This is a genomic window from Novosphingobium sp. FW305-C-30-35, from assembly GCF_058783135.1.
Map to the genome: position 1 here is coordinate 2,609,480 of NZ_JBYSYJ010000001.1, position 17,162 is coordinate 2,626,641.

The window sequence follows — 17,162 nt, forward strand, 5'->3', positions numbered from 1 at the left end:
GTCAGGCGCCCAAGGCTGCCGTGATCCGCGCTTCGGCAGCGGAGGCTTCCTCGATCAGCGCCTGCAGCACGGTTGCCGTGTCCTGCAGCAGCCTTTCGGAAATGGGCTTTTCGCCGGTGACGAAGCGCCTGATCGCGCGCTCGTCGATGCCGAGGCGGCGGCTGGCAGCGGTCGTGCCGCCGAGCACCTGGATGCAGTGGGCGAAATGCTCTGACAGTTCGGTTTCGGTGAATCGGGCGCTCATTCTGTCTCCTCTGCCCGATTGAATTGGCGGGCGTTGATCCTGTGCCCTATAGGCCCTGAGATGAACATTGAAACGGGCCTTGAAACGGAACTTGAAGCCGGATCTGAAACCGATCCTGACCCCGAACCTGGTAGGGCCGACGCATCGCTCACCAGACCGCAACGCCGATTGCTGCGGCGGATCTACAACGGGCGGACCGTGCCGATCGTGGTGGATGGCAAGCCGTTCCTGACGTTCAAGGAGGCCAGCCGCTATCTTCTCACGCTTTCGCCGGAAGCGCGCGAAGCGGCCTATCTGGAAATGCGCGGGCAGGCGAAGTAGCGGTTAAACCACCACCAGTTTCACGCCGGCGTCCTGCAGGGCCTTGGCCATGTCCGGCGTTATGCCGCTGTCGGTGATCACGGTGTCGATCTCGTCCAGACCGCAGACGATGGTGCCTGACTGGCTGCGGAACTTGCTGCTGTCGACGAGGAGGATCACTTCCTCGGCACGGTCGATCAGGCGACGCTCGGCGGCGACCAGCACCGGATCGGCCTGCATCGCGCCCTGCGGGCCGATGGCGGCGGCACCCATGAACAGGCGCGGGGCGTGGAAGCGTGGCATCGATTCCTCGCCAGCAGGGGCAAGGATGATGTTCTGTTCGCGGAACACTGCGCCCGATGGCAGCAGGATGCGCGTGCCTGCCTGCGGGAGCAGTGCGTTGACGATGTGCAGCGAGTTGGTCAGCACCTGCAGTCCGAGACCGTCGAGATGGGGGCACATCTGCAGCGTGGTTGTGCCGCCATCGATCATCACGCCTTCGCTTGGGCTGCACAGCGCCGCTGCGGCCTTGCCGATTGCCTGCTTGGCCCCGAGGTTCTGGGTAATGTTCTGATCGAACGAGGTGCCGAGAAGGCGCGGCCCACCGGCATCTTCGGTTTCGGGAAGCTTGGCTCCACCGTGAACGCGGACGATCTGGCCGGACTCCTCGAGCCGTGTCAGGTCCCGCCGGATCGTCGCGGGCGAGGCATCGAGCAGGACTTCGAGATCGCGATAGCTGACAAAGCCGGTTGGCCGCAGCGCCTCGAAGATGCGTCTTTCCCGTTCTGCCGCGTGCATGGTGCCCCATCGTCCCTAACTTGGCGCTTATGCACTCGCCTGCAGCATGTTGCCAGCGCCGATCACAATGGTCGAGCCGACTAGGAGGCCGATACCGGTCCACACCAGCGCGCGGGTGCGGGGCGATGCGCCCTTCCATTCCTTGAGCGCAAAGCCCCAGAGGGTGGAGAAGAGGATGATCGAGGCCATGTGCAGCGTCCACGAGGAGAAGCCGTATTCGCCCATCTGGCTCTCGCCCATGGTGTAGAAGAAGAATTGGCCGTACCATAGCGTGCCGCCCAAGGCGGCCAGTAGCCAGTTGGCCAGCAGGTTGGGACGTTCGCCCGGCTGTGCCTCGGGCGAGGCTGCGCCGAAGAACTGGCCGAAGCTGCGGTTCTTCGCGATCAGCCAGGCGCACCACAGCGCATTGGTGGTGAGGCCACCGGCGAGGACGACGCAGAGTACCGGGAGACCCTGGGAAAGCGGATCTGTGCCTGCGGCCAGCGTCAGGTCACGGATCGGCTGGCCCGCGGCAAGGCCCCAGGCAAAACAGCCGGACATCACGCCCGAGAAGGTCGCGATAAGCAAGCCCTTGCGAAGGTTGAATTCGGCCACGCCCTCCGATGCTGCGCCACCAAGGTCGGCTTCCTTGGCATTGCCGGCGCGGGCGACCACGACGATGCCCGCCAGCGTGATCAGGATGCCAAGGAGCGTCAGCTTGCCGCTGGTCGTTGCCGCGATGGCACCCAGTGTGCCGTCAAAGATCGGCGGTCCCATCGTGCCGATCACGGTGGTCAGCCCCAAGGCCACGGCCATACCGAGCGAGAGGCCGAGATAGCGCATGGTCAGGCCGAAGGTCAGCCCGCCGAAGCCCCACATTGCCCCCCAGAACCAGCACCACATCAGAGTTTCTCGCGGCGTTGCGGAGAGGACGCCAATGAGGTCTTTCGTCTGGATCGAGGCGAACAGCCACGGCGCGATCGCCCAGGAGAACAGGCCGCCTGCCAGCCAGAACACCTCCCACGACCACAGCCTGATGCGCTTGTACGGCACATAGAAGCTGGCCGAGGAGAAGCCCCCGATCCAGTGAAAGATTACGCCCAGCAGCGGGTTCGCGCCCATCGGTTCCTGTCCCTTGTTCTTATGGCTTCACGAGGATCGAGCTGTCGATCTCGCTGATGGTTTTCACGCCAGTCAGCGTCATGGCGACGCGCATTTCGGCCTCGATCAGGCGGAGCATGTGCTCGACGCCTTGCTGTCCCTGCGCGGCAAGGGCGAAGACCCAGGCGCGGCCGAGCAGCACGCCCTTTGCGCCAAGCGCGAGCAGGCGCACCACGTCGAGCCCCGAACGCACGCCGCCATCGGCCAGCACGGTCAGCCGGTCGCCCACGGCCTCGGCAATGGCAGGCAGGGCGCGTGCTGTGGACGGCACGCCATCCAACTGGCGGCCGCCGTGGTTGGAAACGACGATGCCATCGGCGCCGAGGTTTGCCGCTTCCACCGCGTCCTCGGCATCGAGCAGGCCCTTTATGACCAGCGGCCCCTTCCATTCGGAGCGGATGAAATCGAGGTCCTTCCACGAGATCGAACTGTCGAAGTTCTCGCGCATCCACGCGAAGAAGTCCTCGATCCCGGTCTTGCCCTCAAGCTTGCGGATCACGTTGCCGAGGCCATGCGGGCGGCCCATCACGCCGACATCCCACGCCCAGGCAGGCTTCACTGCGCCCTGCAGGGTGCGGCGGATGGCGCCGGTTAGCCCGGAGGCACCGGCGAGGCCTGAGTGATAGTCGCGATAGCGGCTCCCCGGCACCGGCATGTCGACGGTGAACACCAGCGTCGAGCAATTCAGCTCCACCGCTTCCTGCAGCAATTCGCGCATGAAGCCGCGATCACGGGTCATGTAGAGCTGGAACCAGAAGGGCCTGGCTGCCGCCTTGGCCACCTCGGCGAGCGAGCAGGCCGAGACGGTGGAGAGGGTGAAAGGGATGCCAGCCGTTTCGGCTGCGCGCACTGCCTGGCATTCGCCGCGCCGCGCGTTCATCCCGGCAAGGCCGATGGGGGCGAGGGCGACAGGCAGAACAAGCTTCTGGCCGAACAGTTCGGTCGACAGGTCAAGCCCCGATACGTCGCGAAGCACGCGCTGGCGCAGGGCGATATCGCGCAGGTCCTCGACATTCCGCCTGAGCGTCGTCTCGCTGTAGGAGCCGCCGTCGATGTATTCGAACAGGAAGTGGGGCAGGCGGCGGCGGGCGAGTTCGCGGAAGTCCGATATGGAGGCGGCGATCATGCGGCGGTTCTCTCGGGCGCGGCGTCGATCTCGGCGTGCCAGCGGTTGCGGTAGGTGTCGAGGTCACCATCGAGCGGTGCGACACGCACGAGTTCTCCGCGCGGCTTGAGCGTGGGATCGATCAGGCGCAGCGCGCCGAACGACACGTCGTTGTGGGCGTTGGCGGTATAGACGGCGGTGTCGGGGCGAAGGGCGGCAAGCGCGCGCACGAAGACTTCGGCCTCGGCAAAACGGCCTTCGACCAGCAGGCGTTCTGACGAGCCGATCAGGTCCAGCGAGGTGTCTGCGACCAGCGCGGCATAGAGACAGGCGGCGGCGCGGCGCTCGTACCAGTCCTCCGGGCGGTTGACCCAGCCGAAGGTGCCCTGCGGATAGGGGCCGAAACCGCGCATCAGGGTGGGCAGGACCATGCGGGAGGCGCGCAGAACTTCCGGGACGGCGGCGAGAAGCGCGGGCTGGTCGGGCTTGATATCGACGCGGCGGGTATCGATCTCGATCAGCGTCTCGATCTCGCGACCGCCCATGAAGCGCGCCGAGGGGACGGGGCGGCCATGGACGTCTACGTTGACGAGGCAGTCGCGGGCCTCGGGCAGGCTTGCCGTATCGACCGGCGTTGCGGGCAAACGCATACCGATGAACCAGGTGCCGGTGGACAGCACGGTGGCCTCATGATCGGCCATCTCGGCAAAACCTCGGGCGGCGAGCAGGGCAGCGTTGGAATCGTGCAGGCCGGCGAGCACCCGCACGTTTGGAGAAAGACCGGTTTGCGCGGCAATCTCGGGGCGGAGCGTGCCGACGGTATCCCCGGCGCGGGCGAGCGGGGCAAAGCGCTCCGCCCAGCCGAGGCGTCTGGCCATGGGCGAGAAGTCAGCCTCCTGCGGGCACCACAAGTCTGAATGGCAGCCAAGGCTGGTTACTTCGCTCAACGCATTGCCGGTGAGGAACCACGCCCAGTATTGCGCCCAGGGCAGCAACGTGGCGCGGGCCATCGCCTCGGGCGCCAGGCGCTCCATCCACCACAGCTGGCTGCCGAAGTTCAGGCCATCGGGCAGAGCGGGGGAGCCGGTCATGCCAAAGGCATCGCGCTGGGCGCGGTATTCGGCCATGATCTCGGGCGGCAGGGCCTGCTCGTAATCGAATGGCGGGAATGCCATCGCACCATCGACCAGCGCGACCACGCCCGCGCCGTGGCCGACCGGTACGATCGTCTCCACCGGGGCATGGGCGTAGCGAGCCAGCGTCTCGATCAGCCACTTGCCGGTTGCGGGCGCATCGAGCCGACGGATCCCGCCCATTTCCAGCGGTACGTTGGGGCGCACCTGACGGTCGAGCATCGTCCCGCCCGCGTCCCACAGGCTGACCTTGCTCAGCGTCTTGCCGAGATCGATGACGATGGTTGCGCCTGATGGCACTGCGCTCTCCCGCAGACTTTTCAATAAACGATCAATAGCAATCAAATATGATCGTTTCCAGCAAAAACTCAGAAGACCGCGTGATCGCCGCGATCGACGCTGGCACGGCCATCCAGCACGGCGCGATAATGGTCGAACAGGGTGTCGCTGCCCGTCGATGGGGTGGCATCGGCATCGTAGCGGCCCGTTGCCGGATCGAGCACCAGCATCGATTCGCTGGCATAGTACCGCCCGATCCGCGCCAGTTCCGCTTTGGTCGCCAGGCTCGGAATGACCTTGCCAGCGAGGCCGAGCATCCCGGCAATCGTGTCGAGCAGCCCCAGCGGCACCGAGCGGAAGCGCGGCTCCTTTCCGAGCATCGCAAACAGCGCTTCGCCCTGCTGACGCGGAGTCAGCGCAGGGCCGGGGCCACCGATCGGCAGCACGCGGTTCCAGCGCTCCTCATGCTCGAAGCACTCGGCAATGTAGGCTGCAAGATCGCCATCGCTGATCGGCTTGCACGCGGTCAGTTCGCCATTGCCGAAGACGAGGAATGGCTTTCCGGCCTTGACCCGCTCGATCTGTCCGGAGAGCGATTTGAAGAAGGCGGTCGGGCGGACGATCGAATAGCGGATGCCGGATGCAACAAGCGCAGCCTCGAACGCCAGCTTGGCATGCTGGAACGCCAGCAGCGGCTTCTGCACGCAGATCGCGGAAAGCAGCACGAAGTGCCCAATGCCAGCTTCCTTGGCGGCATCGAGCAGGTTGAGGTTGGCCCGGTGGTCCACCGCCCAGGCATCGCCTGGCACTCCGGTGCGCGAAGCGATGCACGAGATGACCGCATCGAACCGACCTTCACCGAAGGTGCGCCCCAAGACGTTTGTGTCTGACAGGTCGGCGAGGATGACTTGCGCAATCGCTGCCAGACCGTCATCCGGCCGTCGCGAAAGGCAACTGACCACATGCCCGCGCTTCGCCAGATTGCGAACTACCGCACGCCCGATTGTCCCCGTCCCCCCAGCCACGCAGACCCGCATCGCTTCCTCCTGGCCCACCAACGAACAGGCCTCAGGCAGGAACAGTCAAGCAGATCGCAAAGGCGATCAAGCTCAGATGTGAAGATCGATGGAAATGGTGCCCGGGGACGGATTCGAACCGCCGACACGCGGATTTTCAATCCGCTGCTCTACCAACTGAGCTACCCGGGCATCGTCCTTTGCCGCGTCCTGTGAAGGACCTGCAGGCGATGGGAAGCGCGCCTATGGCGAAGCGGCGCGGGCTTGGCAAGCCCCATCGCGCGAAAATTTTGGAGAGGCTAGTCTTCGTGATCCTCGTCGGCCGGTCGTCCCGGGAGCGCGTATCCGCCTTCCAGCCACTGCACCAGATCGCGGTCCTTGCAGCGGGTCGAACAGAACGGGGTGTGGGCTTCGCTGCGGGGCTTGCCGCAGATCGGGCAGCGCTTCTGGGTGGGCCGGGCGGCAGGCGTATTCATAGCGGCACGCCTTGGGCAAATCCGCCGGAAAGGGCAAGGGCCGGGTCTTCCTTGCGGCGGATCGTGCGGCCGGTCCGACTGGCCAGTTCCGTCTCCCATGCGGGGAGAATCGCGGCAAGCACGCGCGGATGGGCGGACAGCAACAGTGCGCCGGGCTCGCTGACGCGCTCGGCGTTGCGCAGAAGTGCACGGGCAGCGGCAGCGACCGGAAAGCGCGTGTATCGCGCCACGAGCGAGGCGCGTTCAAGCCGCGACACCAGATGCACGAAACCGAAGCCGTTCATCGCGGTGCGCTCGCCCTGCCAGTCGATCAGCGCATCGCCGAGCGCCTTGTCGACGTGTTGGCGGTCCTTCTTTTGGTGCAGCGTCGGGAAATCGATGCCGACCGATCCGCCGATATCAAGCCGGTGCAGCGCATCGGCTATGACATCGACCGCGGACAGCGCGAGCTTCAGCGGCGGAAGCGTGCCATCGATATCGATAAGTGTCATTGCCGGGGTCGGGCTGACGATGATCGAGCCGCCCGCGAATGCGATCTCGCCCGTGACGGCCTGTTCAGCGAGTTCGTCCCAGCCATTCTCCGCAAAGGCACGGCCCGTGATGGCGACCGATTTGACCGAAGCGCCGGTCGCTTCGAGTTCTTCGCGCAAGCTTGGTGCTGGGCGAGGATCCTCGCCAGGGGCGGGACGGACGACAGGGAGCTTGGTGCGGCCGCGTTCGGCGATGGCGGCGCGGGTTACACGCACGGTCAGGCTTACGCCTTCGGTAGCCTCGCGCGGGAGCTGGTCGACCATTGCTTCGGCGCCGTCATCGAAGCGCACGACACCGCGCCGGCTGCCGGCGTGGCGGGTGACGAGGCGGGCCTGCGCGACCAGACCGGGACGCACCTTCTCTCCCCAGCAGACGCGGGCAGAGAGTATGCGACCGCCCGAAACCAGAATCGCGCGTTCTTCGCCGATCCCTGCTTCATGGAGCCAGTCAGCAGACATCGATGCCTGCGGCTCGCAAGAGTTTGCGTGTTTCGAACAGGGGGAGGCCAATCACGCCGGAATGGCTGCCCGAAAGCCAGTCGCAGAAGCCTTCGGCGCTGCCCTGGATGGCATAGCCGCCGGCCTTGCCGTGCCATTCTCCGCCAGCGATGTAGCTTTCCATTTCCTCGTCCGAGAGGCGCTTGAAGCGCACGATCGTCTCGGACAGGGCTTCGCGCAAGGCTCCGTCCGGGGTAATCACCGCGATGGCAGAAAATACCCGATGGCGACGGCCCGAGAGCAGGGCGAGGCACTGGCGTGCGGTTACCTCGTCTTCCGCCTTGGGCAGGATGCGCGCTCCGGCACCTACGACGGTATCGCCCGCAAGGATCACGCAATCCGGGGCAAGTGCGGCAGCGGCGCGGGCCTTTTCGGCAGCAAGCCGCGACGCATGGGCGCGGGGACGTTCGCCCCTGCGCGGTGTCTCGTCGATGTCGGTGGCCACGACGCGCGAAGGCGTCACGCCGATGCGCCGCAGCAGTTCAAGCCGGCGCGGGCTGGCCGATGCCAGAACCAGTTGGTGGGGTGATGACGCGGGCGAAAGCTCGCCCGTCATCAAAAGCCGCCGGGACCGCCGCGACCGGGCATGAAGCGGTAGGTGATGCGACCTTTGGTCAGATCATAGGGGGTGAGTTCGACCAGCACTTCATCGCCCACCAGCACGCGGATGCGGTTCTTGCGCATCTTGCCGGCGGTGTGGCCTAGGATTTCGTGGTCGTTTTCGAGGCGGACGCGGAACATCGCGTTGGGCAGGAGTTCCACCACCTGTCCGCGCATTTCGAGGAGTTCTTCTTTCGCCATCGGCGGGCTCGGATGCCTTTGTATAGAGGTATGCAAAAAGGAACGCGCAGGTCATCGGAAATGATCCGCGCGCAGAGGAATTGCGCGGCCCATAGCCTTGCCGGGCGAAAAAGGGAAGAGGCGCGCTGGAAGTGACCAGCTTTGGTTCAGGTTCCGCTGCCGATGTAACCATGCATGCTGCAGTGCGACAAACTGATACGAAATGCGCATAGCCACTTCGGGACCGTCTCGGCAGGTGTGACGTTGAAGAGCCGACGCTTGCCCGGCACCCCCGAGTTCAAGGATTTCCAGACGTGAGATTTTCCGCCGCGCCCTCGCTGGCTGCCATTGCCCTTTGCCTCTTGGCGGCCAATCCGGCCGTGGCGCAAGACGTGATCGCGGGAACCGACGATACGCCGCCGGATGCGCTGCAGGATCTTGAAGGCAACCCGATTACAGCCGAGGACGACGAGATTCTGGTCGTTGCCACCCGCATCAAGGGCCAGGTCGATACGGCTCAGCCGCCGATTGCGGTGCTGGATGAGAACGCGATCGCCTCCTATGGGGCCGGTTCGCTGCAGGAACTCCTTGCCGCGCTTTCGCCGCAGACGTCGTCAGGGCGTGGCCGTGGCGGCGGGATGCCGGTGGTCCTGCTGAATGGCATGCGCATTTCGGGCTTTCGCGAGATGCGCGGACTTCCGCCCGAAGCCATCCGCCGGGTCGAGGTCCTGCCCGAGGAAGTTGCGCTCAAGTATGGCTACCGGCCCGATCAGCGCGTGGTGAACTTCATTCTGAAAGACAACTTCAGCAGCTTCGGCAGCGATAGCGAGCTGCGCCTGCCCAGCGGCGGAGGCTTCACCGAGTGGGAGCAGGAATTCACCCTGACCAAGATTGCCGGCGGCAACCGCATCAACGTTACAGGCAAGCTTGAGGATGCCAGCCCGCTGACCGAGGCGGAGCGCGGGATCATCCAGCCCGGCACTTCGGCGACGCGCGTTGCGGGCGATCCGAATCCTGCCGCTTACCGGACGCTGATTTCGGACTCCAGGTCGGCGCAATTGAACGCCACGCTGGCCCGTGCGCTTGGCAGCGGGGCGGGCCTCAGCGTCAACCTGCTCGCCCAGCGTGATGACCAGCGCTCGCTCAACGGGCTCAATGGGGTGACGTTGACGGATGCCACCGGCAGCTTCTCGCGCTTCACACTTGATCCGCAGCCGCTGACCACGCGCCGCCGCACAACGACCCTGCAGGCGAGCGCGGCGCTGAACAAGCCGCTCGGCGATTGGAACCTGGCGGTTACCGCAGATGGCGGGCACGTCGAGACGAAGAGCACGATCGATCGCCGCGCCGATCTTTCCGGAGTGCAGGCGCTGGTGACTTCAGGTGCGCTTGCCGCTTCGGGCGCTCTGCCGACGACAGCGATTCTCCCCGGCGCGGCTGACCGGGCGCTGTCAAAGACGGATTCGCTCTCAAGCCTGGCTACGCTGTCAGGCCGTCCGCTGCGCCTGCCGGGCGGTGAAGTGGCGCTGACTGTCAAGGCCGGGTTCGACTATTCAGGCATCGAAAGCAGCGACACCCGCACCAATACCGGACAGATCAATCTCAAGCGCGGGGATGCGCAAGCGGGGTTCAGCGTCGATCTGCCGATTACCAGCCGGAGGGAAGGCTTCGGTGCAGGCATTGGCGACATTTCGCTTAACGCCAATGCCGAAGTGCACCGGCTTTCGGACTTCGGCACGCTTTATAACTGGGGCGGCGGGCTGACCTACAGCCTCACCGAAAAGCTGACCCTGCAGGCAAGCTATGTGGCCGCCGACAAGGCGCCGAGCCTGACGGAGCTGGGCGGCCCATCGATCCTGACCGAGAACGTCTCGATCTACGACTTTTCGCGCGGGGAGACGGTCCTGGCGCGGGTGATTTCCGGCGGCAATCCGAACCTTGTGAAGGAACGTCAGCGCGACTGGAAGTTCGGCCTCAACTGGTCGCTGCCGTTTTTGAAGGATTCGACCTTCGTCGCCGAATACTTCCGCAATCGGTCGACCAATACCACCAACAGTTTCCCCCTGCTCACGTCCGAAGTCGAAGCTGCGTTTCCGGGGCGCGTCATTCGCGATGCCTCGGGGCGGATCGTGTCAGTGGACCAGAGCCCGGTCACTTTTGCCGAAGAGAAAGGTTCGCGCCTGCGCTATGGCATCAACCTTTCAGGCAATTTCGGCAAACCTGACCCTAACATGCAGCGTGGCGCATTCGGCGCCGCGAGCGGTGGTGGCGGAGGTGGGGGCGGTCCTCGCGCCGGGGCCGGCGGTCCTCCTCCGGGCGCGGGGCCGCGCATGGGCGGCGGGGGGCGCGGTGGGCCGGGCGGGTTCAACTCCGACGGTCGGGGGCGCTGGAACCTCTCGGTGTTCCACACCGTGCGCTTCCAGCAATCCGTGCAGATCGCGTCCGGTGGCACCGTGCTCAACCTGCTGGATGGCGATGCCATCAGCGGGAGCGTGGCGCGCCATTCGCTCGAGATGGAGGGCGGCGGATTCTATCGCGGGTTCGGCCTGCGGCTCAGTGGCAATTACACTGGCGGTTCCCGCATCGATGCCAGCGGCCTGCCGGGTTCCACAACTCTCAGGTTCGCGCCGATCGCGACATTCAACCTGCGCCTTTTCGCTGATTTGGGCAGAAAGGCGAAACTGGTGGAGCAGGTGCCGTTCCTGAAAGGCTCGCGCGTGTCCCTGTCTGTCGACAACGTGTTCAACGCTCAGCAGCGGGTCACTGACGATAGCGGGGCGGTGCCACTGCGCTATCAGCCGGGGTATCAGGATCCGCGCGGCCGGGTGTTCGAGATCGAGTTCCGCAAGCAGTTCTGACGGTTCAGACGATCCGGCTCTTGCCTTGAACCCAGGCCCGGGCGCGTTCCTTGTGGCGTTCGCGCTCGGTCTGCTCGAAGTTGTCGGAAAAGTGCCTGAGGGCGATGACTTGCGACAGGGGCAGTTTCTCCTCGAACATCACGCCGCAACGGCCATAACGGGCCCAGCGAATCTGGCCGAAGGCTTCAATATGTTCACATTGCAGGATCGCTGAAGCGCCGACCGGGGGCAGGCCTTCCTCAGGGATAAGGGCGGCTCCGGTAGCCGAGAGATCTTCGAGTATGCAGGACTGCACGCTTGTCAGGAGGATCAGGCGTGCGGGCAGATGCAGGCGAACGCGAGCGTCGCTACGCCGCCCCTGAGGAATGGCGCTTGCGCTCGTTCCAGCCCTGCCAAATGGTTGACCGATCATGTGAGGCTTGTCGCGCAACGGCGCTAATACTGCCAAAACGGACCATGCGGGAAAACCCTGATGACTTTGGGGAAACCGGCCACCTTGCCATTGCGCCGCGCGCTTCAGCGACTATTTGCAGGGGGACGCCATGGCCCGCACGCCCGCCCCTCCACCCGACCGCGATACCGAGCGCTTCCACGAAGATCGCGCGTCCACCACCGTGCGCGGAGCGGACAAGCCGGACATTGAGCTGGGCGTGTCGGTCATCCGCGATACGGTGAACACGCTGCGGCCCAAGCCCGGCGTCTACCGCATGCTCGATGCGCGCGGGGACGTGCTCTACGTGGGCAAGGCACGGGCGCTGAAGAACCGCGTTGCGAATTACACACAGGTGGATCGCCTGCCCAACCGCCTGCGCCGCATGGTCAGCCAGACGCGCAGCATGACGATTGTCACAACCAATTCCGAAGCCGAGGCGCTGCTGCTTGAAGCACAGCTGATCAAGCGCTTCCGCCCGCCCTACAACGTGCTGCTGCGCGATGACAAATCGTTCCCGTTCATCCTTTTGCGCGGCGATCACGCGTTCCCGCGCATCCAGAAGCACCGGGGAGCGCGCAAGGCCAAGGGCAATTATTATGGCCCCTTTGCCAGCGCTGGCAGCGTCAACACCACGATCAACGCGTTGCAGAAGCTGTTTCTTCTTCGAAGCTGCAACGACGGCTTCATGGCGCGGCGTGACCGGCCTTGCCTGCTCTACCAGATCCGCCGTTGTTCGGCCCCTTGCGTCGACCGGATCAGCTCGGAGGACTACGGCGAACTGGTCCGGCAGGCGAAGGATTTCCTCGGCGGCAAATCAAGCGCCGTCCAACGCGAGATCGAGGCGCAGATGCAGGAGGCGGCAGAGAACCTTGACTTCGAGCGCGCCGCGATGCTGCGCGATCGCCTGCGCGCCGCCACCTTCATCCAGGGCAGCCAGGCGATCAATGCCGAAGGGGTCGGCAATGCCGATGTCTTCGCCATGGCGGTCAAGAGCGGGCAGGTTGCGGTGCAGGCCTTCTTCATCCGCGGCGGGCAGAATTGGGGGCACCGCGCCTTCTTCCCCAGCCACACCGAGGGCCTGTCGGAGGAAGAGGTAATGACCAGCTTCCTCGCGCAGTTCTACGAGGAAGTGCCACCTGCACGCCTGATCCTGGTGGACCGCGAACTGCCCGAGGCTGCGCTGCTGGCCGAAGCCCTGTGCGAGGGCGCGGGCGGCAAGGTCGAGATCTCGGTTCCGCAGCGCGGCGACCGGCGCCGGTTGATGGAGCAGGCACAGCGCAACGCGGTGGAATCGCTCGACCGCCGCATGGCCGAAAGCGGCACCAAGGCCAAAGTCATGCGCGAGCTGGCCGAGTTCCTCGAGCTGCCGGAAGTGCCGCAGCGCATCGAGGTCTACGACAACAGCCACATTCAGGGCACCAATGCCCTGGGTGCGATGATCGTCGCGGGGCCGGAAGGCTTCGTGAAGGGCCAGTACCGCAAGTGGAACATCAAGACCGCGCAGACCAACGACGACTTCGGCATGATGCGCGAAGTGATGACCCGCCGCTTCGGCAAGGTGCAGGAGGAAGATCCTGATCGCGAAAGCGGCATGTGGCCCGACCTCGTTCTGATCGACGGCGGCAAGGGGCAGATGTCGGCGGTGAAGGAAGCACTGGGCGAGCTTGGTATCGAGGACGTGCCGCTGATCGCGATTGCCAAGGGCCCCCACCACGGGCGCGAAGGGCGCGAGGTGTTCCACTTCCCCGACGGGCGCGAGAAGATGCTTCCCGTGAACTCTCCGGTGCTGTTCCACCTCCAGAACATGCGCGACGAGGTCCACCGCTTCGCCATTGGCGCACACCGCGCCAAGCGGAGCCGGGCGATTACTGCAAGTCCGCTGGACGAAATCCCCGGCATCGGCCCGGCGCGCAAGCGCGCGCTGCTGCTGCACTTCGGCACGGCGAGCAAGGTGCGCGCCGCCAGCCTTGATGATCTGCAGCGGGCACCGGGCGTCAGCGCGGCAGTGGCGCAAACCGTCTATGACTTCTATCATCCCAATGGGTAGAGGATGGAGGCAAGGATGGCAGACCAGCGCAGGGCATGGAGCGACGAGGCCGTGCGCCGGATCGAGGCGGACTTCAACCGCTCTGCCGACACCCACCTGATCCGCGTCGAACTGCCCAAGTTTCCGGGGATCACGCTTTATCTCAAGGACGAGAGCGTCCACCCGACCGGCAGCCTCAAGCACCGCCTGGCGCGCTCGCTGATCCTCTATGGCCTGTGCAACAACCGCATCGGGCCCGGCACGTTGCTGGTCGATGCCACCAGCGGTTCGACCGCCGTTTCCGAGGCTTATTTCGCCAAGCTGATCGGCCTGAAATTCGTGGCTGTCATCCCGCGCAGCACCTCACCTGCGAAGATCGAGGCCATCCGCTTCCATGGCGGCGATGTTCACATGGTTGACAGCGCGAGCGAGATGTACCCTGCGGCAGAGCGACTTGCCGCCGAAGCGGGCGGACTGTTCCTTGATCAGTTCACTTACGCTGAACGGGCAACGGACTGGCGCGGCAACAACAACATCGCGCAGTCGATCTTCCAGCAGATGGCGCGCGAGGACCATCCGGTGCCGGCCTGGATCGTCTGCGGGGCAGGGACGGGCGGCACTTCGGCCACGCTTGGCCGCTTCATCCGCTATGGCCGATATCCGACGCGGCTCTGCGTGGCCGATCCCGAAGGCTCCGTCTTCCATCGTCACCATGCCGATCGTAGCGTGACAGCACCGCCGCAGGGTGCGTGCTGCCTGATCGAAGGCATCGGCCGCCCACGCGTCGAACCTTCCTTCGTGCCGGAGGTGATCGATCGCATGATCGCCGTGCCGGATGCTGCTTCGATCGGTGCAATGCGTGCCATCGCCACGCGGATCGGCAGGCCAGTGGGCGGCTCGACCGGAACGAATATCCACGCCTGCCTGCAGCTGGTCGAAGAGATGGCGGCTGCGGGTGAGGTGGGATCGATCGTAACGATTCTGTGTGATTCGGGCTTGCGCTATGCCCAGACCTATTACGACGATCAGTGGCTGGAAGCGCAGGGCTTACATTGGCGCGAATTTGGCCAAAAGGCGACACACTTGCTTAATTAAAGCAGGATATACGCAAAAACACTATTGACGCATCGGTAACCTATTCTGTTTGGAGCGGTTTCAGGCTGCTGCTGTCTGTTGTCTACAGAAGTTGCATCGAATATGGATGAAGCCGGGGGGCTAGTGGCATGGTGGGGCTGAATTTGCGCAAGGCAGCGCTTCCGCTGGCAGCGGGTCTGCTGCTGAGCGTTTCTGCTCCTGCGCATGCGCAATCCGCCAATGGAGTCGGGTCGCCCTTTGAACTGGCTTTCTGGCAGTCGGTGGCAGGAAGCGATGATCCGGCGGTCTATGATGCCTATCTGCAGCAGTACCCTGCCGGTACCTTTGCCGGATTGGCGAGAGCGAAACTTGCCACCTTGCGTAAGGCTCCGATTTCGCCTGCTGCAGTCGCGCCGGTGGCCGCTCCAGCCGTTGCGCCGGTTGCGGCGCCTGCGGCTCAACTGACGCCGGCCGTGGCGACCGTGGTGTCGCAGCCGGCTCCGCCGTCCGCGCCGCCAACGCCTGTCGCTGCAACTGCGCCAGCGGCCGCGCCTGTGCCGATGCAGAGCCCCGCGGAACCAAAGCCAGCAGTGGTTGCAGCGCCCAAGGCTGCCACTGCCGAAGCCTCGGACGTGACCAGTGATGCGAACCTGCTGCTCGAACTGGCCAGGTCGCAGGAAGTTGGCGGCGGCACGGACCGGGTCGCTGCAGCAAATGGCTTTGCCTTGCCCCCGCGGCCAGTCCTGACCGAAATTGCCGACCTGTCCTTGCCAACCTCGTTCTGCTCGGCCGAACAGCGCAATGCGTTCTACGAGACCCGCTACAAGCCGCACCTCGATCTTGCCCGCGCCAACAATGATGCGGCCATTGCCCATATGCAGAAGCTGCAGCAGGCCTATGACAGTTTTCAGCTGTCCCGCGATCCTTCGCCGATGAATGCCCTGGCGGCGGAAGCCAGCTCCTACCAGCAGCAGGTCGCCGCTGCCGCCTATGCGCGTCAGGCTGCGGTGGTTCGCCAGTTCGACCAGCTCATGGCCTTGCCGATAACGGCCTGCCAGATCGCGACGGCGACGAAGTGAGGCGCGCGGTGGAACTGGGAATGGCTGGCGTGCTGCTTGCAGCAACCCCGGCCCAGGCCGAAGCGTGCCTTGACCGTGAAACCATCACTGCGGCGCGCGTTCACGAATTCGAGACGATGATGATGGCGGTAACCCTGCGCTGCAAGGCGATCGGCACCGATATCGGGCCGGTCATCGAAGCCATGATGGGCACGCACCGCCCGATCTTTGCGGCGGCGGACCGGCGCATGCGCGCGTTCTTCGCGCCGCAGAAGCGGGCGTACGAAAGCTATTCCACGCAACTTGGCAACCGCTATGGCGGGGGCGCGACTGACACTGCCAACTGTCACCGTTTCGAGAAAGTCGCCCGGGAACTTGCCGGCAAACCCGGTGTGACGTCGCTCGGACGGGTGGTCTTCGCAATGATCGACAAGCCCCGCATCGTCGGCGCCGTCTGTGCCAAGCTCTGATCAGTCGGCAGACGTCTTCCGCTCGATCGGTCGAATCAGGCCTTCCTGCGCCACGCTGGCGACAAGACGGCCATCACGCGTGTAGATCCGTCCGCGATTGAAACCGCGCGCGCGCCCTGCCCAGGGACTGTCGCACGCATAGAGCATCCATTCGTCCGCGCGGAACTCGTCGTGGAACCAGATCGCATGATCGAGGCTCGCCCCCATCAGGTAGCCTTTCGACCAGCTGATGTCGTGCGGGAGGGTGGACGTGCCAAGCAAGGTCATGTCGCTGGCATAGGCCAGGACCGCACGGTGGATGCGGGGATCATCGGGCAGGGCGCCAACCGAGCGGAACCAGGTGTGCGCACGCGGTTCTTGCGGTCCATTGTTCATCCAGTGCCGGGCCTCGATGGGGCGCAGCTCTATCGGCCGCGGCTGCAGCATTTGCTGGCGCTGCTTCTCGGGCATCTTTGCGGCATAACGCAGGCGCAACTCGCTCTCGCTGGCAAGGTCGTCCGGCCCCACGACCTGGGGCATCGGCTCTGCATGGTGTCGCCCGTCCTCGCGCCGGTGGAACGAAGCGACCATGTTGAGAATTGGCTTGCCCAGCTGGCTGGCGACCACCCTGCGGTTCGAAAAGCTGCCGCCATCGAGGTCACGCTCGACCTTGAAGTCGATCTCGTGATCCTCGTTTCCGCCGCGCAGAAAATAGGCATGGAGCGAATGGACGGGGCGGTCGGCGGGTACAGTGCGTTCTGCACTTGCCAAGGCCTGCCCGATCACCTGGCCGCCGAACACGCGGCCGACGCCGCCGATCTTGCGACGACCCTCGAAGCGGTCGCCGCCGTGGTCCTTCACGTCGAGAAGGTCGAGCAGTCTTTCGACGAGTTCCTGCGGTGTCGGATTTTCAGAGTCGGTCATGCAAACGCGATGGACGTGGCTGCCGTTTACGTCAACGGGAT

The 17,162-nt window shown here is 64.9% G+C and carries 18 protein-coding genes and 1 tRNA gene; 6 read left to right on the forward strand and 13 right to left on the reverse strand.

What is annotated here, in order from left to right; translation table 11 throughout:
* Position 1 precedes the first annotated feature (1 nt).
* A complete protein-coding gene (locus tag AC3WLM_RS12955; RefSeq protein WP_492477559.1) occupies positions 2-244 on the reverse strand; it encodes a helix-turn-helix domain-containing protein in 243 nt (80 codons plus the stop codon).
* A 60-nt stretch (positions 245-304) separates the two neighbouring features.
* On the opposite strand from AC3WLM_RS12955, the gene AC3WLM_RS12960 reads away from it, so the two are divergent.
* The gene (locus AC3WLM_RS12960) at positions 305-565 is read left to right on the forward strand and encodes a hypothetical protein (RefSeq protein WP_492477560.1); all 261 of its coding nucleotides are present in this window, start codon (positions 305-307) and stop codon (positions 563-565) included.
* 3 nt (positions 566-568) lie between these two features.
* On the opposite strand, the gene AC3WLM_RS12965 is transcribed toward AC3WLM_RS12960, so the two are convergent.
* From AC3WLM_RS12965 to infA, 10 genes are all read right to left on the reverse strand, one after another.
* Entirely contained in the window at positions 569-1,342 is a 774-nt protein-coding gene (locus AC3WLM_RS12965) for a DeoR/GlpR family DNA-binding transcription regulator (RefSeq protein WP_492477561.1), read from the reverse strand.
* Between the two features lie 27 nt (positions 1,343-1,369).
* Positions 1,370-2,443, reverse strand: a complete 1,074-nt coding sequence (rhaT, locus tag AC3WLM_RS12970) for an L-rhamnose/proton symporter RhaT (RefSeq protein WP_492477562.1) — start codon at positions 2,441-2,443, stop codon at positions 1,370-1,372.
* Positions 2,444-2,462: 19 nt separating this feature from the next.
* A complete protein-coding gene (gene lldD, locus AC3WLM_RS12975) occupies positions 2,463-3,608 on the reverse strand; it encodes an FMN-dependent L-lactate dehydrogenase LldD (protein WP_492477563.1) in 1,146 nt (381 codons plus the stop codon).
* On the reverse strand, positions 3,605-5,020 hold the full coding sequence (locus tag AC3WLM_RS12980) for an FGGY-family carbohydrate kinase (protein ID WP_492477564.1): 1,416 nt from the start codon (positions 5,018-5,020) through the stop codon (positions 3,605-3,607). The genes lldD and AC3WLM_RS12980 overlap by 4 nt, the downstream gene beginning before the upstream one ends.
* Positions 5,021-5,088: 68 nt before the next feature.
* Positions 5,089-6,036: an NAD(P)H-binding protein gene (locus AC3WLM_RS12985; RefSeq protein ID WP_492477565.1), complete on the reverse strand. Its 948-nt coding sequence runs from the start codon at positions 6,034-6,036 to the stop codon at positions 5,089-5,091.
* Between the two features lie 95 nt (positions 6,037-6,131).
* Positions 6,132-6,207 (reverse strand) — tRNA-Phe (locus AC3WLM_RS12990).
* A 107-nt stretch (positions 6,208-6,314) separates the two neighbouring features.
* Complete coding sequence (gene yacG / locus AC3WLM_RS12995; protein ID WP_062343545.1) at positions 6,315-6,491, reverse strand: DNA gyrase inhibitor YacG; 177 nt, start codon at positions 6,489-6,491, stop codon at positions 6,315-6,317.
* Positions 6,488-7,480, reverse strand: coding sequence for a ribonuclease E/G (locus AC3WLM_RS13000; protein WP_492477566.1), 993 nt, complete (start codon positions 7,478-7,480; stop codon positions 6,488-6,490). Before AC3WLM_RS13000 ends, yacG begins: the two co-directional genes overlap by 4 nt.
* Complete coding sequence (locus tag AC3WLM_RS13005) at positions 7,470-8,075, reverse strand: Maf family protein (protein WP_492477567.1); 606 nt, start codon at positions 8,073-8,075, stop codon at positions 7,470-7,472. Before AC3WLM_RS13005 ends, AC3WLM_RS13000 begins: the two co-directional genes overlap by 11 nt.
* Positions 8,075-8,320, reverse strand: a complete 246-nt coding sequence (infA, locus tag AC3WLM_RS13010; protein ID WP_039338683.1) for a translation initiation factor IF-1 — start codon at positions 8,318-8,320, stop codon at positions 8,075-8,077. Before infA ends, AC3WLM_RS13005 begins: the two co-directional genes overlap by 1 nt.
* A 293-nt stretch (positions 8,321-8,613) precedes the next feature.
* Between infA and AC3WLM_RS13015 the strand changes: the two genes are divergently transcribed.
* Positions 8,614-11,157 (forward strand): TonB-dependent receptor, encoded by a 2,544-nt coding sequence (locus AC3WLM_RS13015; protein ID WP_492477568.1) that lies wholly within the window; start codon positions 8,614-8,616, stop codon positions 11,155-11,157.
* A 4-nt stretch (positions 11,158-11,161) separates the two neighbouring features.
* On the opposite strand, the gene AC3WLM_RS13020 is transcribed toward AC3WLM_RS13015, so the two are convergent.
* Positions 11,162-11,569: a PilZ domain-containing protein gene (locus AC3WLM_RS13020; RefSeq protein ID WP_052242589.1), complete on the reverse strand. Its 408-nt coding sequence runs from the start codon at positions 11,567-11,569 to the stop codon at positions 11,162-11,164.
* Positions 11,570-11,699: 130 nt separating this feature from the next.
* Between AC3WLM_RS13020 and uvrC the strand changes: the two genes are divergently transcribed.
* From uvrC to AC3WLM_RS13040, 4 genes are all read left to right on the forward strand, one after another.
* Positions 11,700-13,637 (forward strand): excinuclease ABC subunit UvrC, encoded by a 1,938-nt coding sequence (gene uvrC, locus AC3WLM_RS13025; protein ID WP_492477569.1) that lies wholly within the window; start codon positions 11,700-11,702, stop codon positions 13,635-13,637.
* Between the two features lie 15 nt (positions 13,638-13,652).
* Entirely contained in the window at positions 13,653-14,711 is a 1,059-nt protein-coding gene (locus tag AC3WLM_RS13030) for a PLP-dependent cysteine synthase family protein (RefSeq protein WP_039336530.1), read from the forward strand.
* Positions 14,712-14,842: 131 nt separating this feature from the next.
* On the forward strand, positions 14,843-15,769 hold the full coding sequence (locus tag AC3WLM_RS13035; protein ID WP_492477570.1) for a hypothetical protein: 927 nt from the start codon (positions 14,843-14,845) through the stop codon (positions 15,767-15,769).
* A complete protein-coding gene (locus AC3WLM_RS13040) occupies positions 15,766-16,218 on the forward strand; it encodes a hypothetical protein (protein WP_492477571.1) in 453 nt (150 codons plus the stop codon). The genes AC3WLM_RS13035 and AC3WLM_RS13040 overlap by 4 nt, the downstream gene beginning before the upstream one ends.
* Here AC3WLM_RS13040 and AC3WLM_RS13045 read toward each other — a convergent pair whose 3' ends face one another.
* Positions 16,219-17,121, reverse strand: a complete 903-nt coding sequence (locus tag AC3WLM_RS13045; protein ID WP_492477572.1) for an acyl-CoA thioesterase — start codon at positions 17,119-17,121, stop codon at positions 16,219-16,221.
* Positions 17,122-17,162 lie beyond the last annotated feature (41 nt).

Bases quoted from the DNA above. Each gene is read 5' to 3' on its own strand.
- AC3WLM_RS13030 (WP_039336530.1), top strand. From the start codon at position 13,653: ATGGCAGACCAGCGCAGGGCATGGAGCGACGAGGCCGTGCGCCGGATC.
- rhaT (WP_492477562.1), bottom strand. From the start codon at position 2,443: ATGGGCGCGAACCCGCTGCTGGGCGTAATCTTTCACTGGATCGGGGGC.
- AC3WLM_RS12985 (WP_492477565.1), bottom strand. From the start codon at position 6,036: ATGCGGGTCTGCGTGGCTGGGGGGACGGGGACAATCGGGCGTGCGGTA.
- AC3WLM_RS13005 (WP_492477567.1), bottom strand. From the start codon at position 8,075: ATGACGGGCGAGCTTTCGCCCGCGTCATCACCCCACCAACTGGTTCTG.
- AC3WLM_RS13045 (WP_492477572.1), bottom strand. From the start codon at position 17,121: ATGACCGACTCTGAAAATCCGACACCGCAGGAACTCGTCGAAAGACTG.
- yacG (WP_062343545.1), bottom strand. From the start codon at position 6,491: ATGAATACGCCTGCCGCCCGGCCCACCCAGAAGCGCTGCCCGATCTGC.
- uvrC (WP_492477569.1), top strand. From the start codon at position 11,700: ATGGCCCGCACGCCCGCCCCTCCACCCGACCGCGATACCGAGCGCTTC.
- AC3WLM_RS12955 (WP_492477559.1), bottom strand. From the start codon at position 244: ATGAGCGCCCGATTCACCGAAACCGAACTGTCAGAGCATTTCGCCCAC.
- AC3WLM_RS13020 (WP_052242589.1), bottom strand. From the start codon at position 11,569: ATGATCGGTCAACCATTTGGCAGGGCTGGAACGAGCGCAAGCGCCATT.
- lldD (WP_492477563.1), bottom strand. From the start codon at position 3,608: ATGATCGCCGCCTCCATATCGGACTTCCGCGAACTCGCCCGCCGCCGC.
- infA (WP_039338683.1), bottom strand. From the start codon at position 8,320: ATGGCGAAAGAAGAACTCCTCGAAATGCGCGGACAGGTGGTGGAACTC.
- AC3WLM_RS12965 (WP_492477561.1), bottom strand. From the start codon at position 1,342: ATGCACGCGGCAGAACGGGAAAGACGCATCTTCGAGGCGCTGCGGCCA.
- AC3WLM_RS12960 (WP_492477560.1), top strand. From the start codon at position 305: ATGAACATTGAAACGGGCCTTGAAACGGAACTTGAAGCCGGATCTGAA.
- AC3WLM_RS13000 (WP_492477566.1), bottom strand. From the start codon at position 7,480: ATGTCTGCTGACTGGCTCCATGAAGCAGGGATCGGCGAAGAACGCGCG.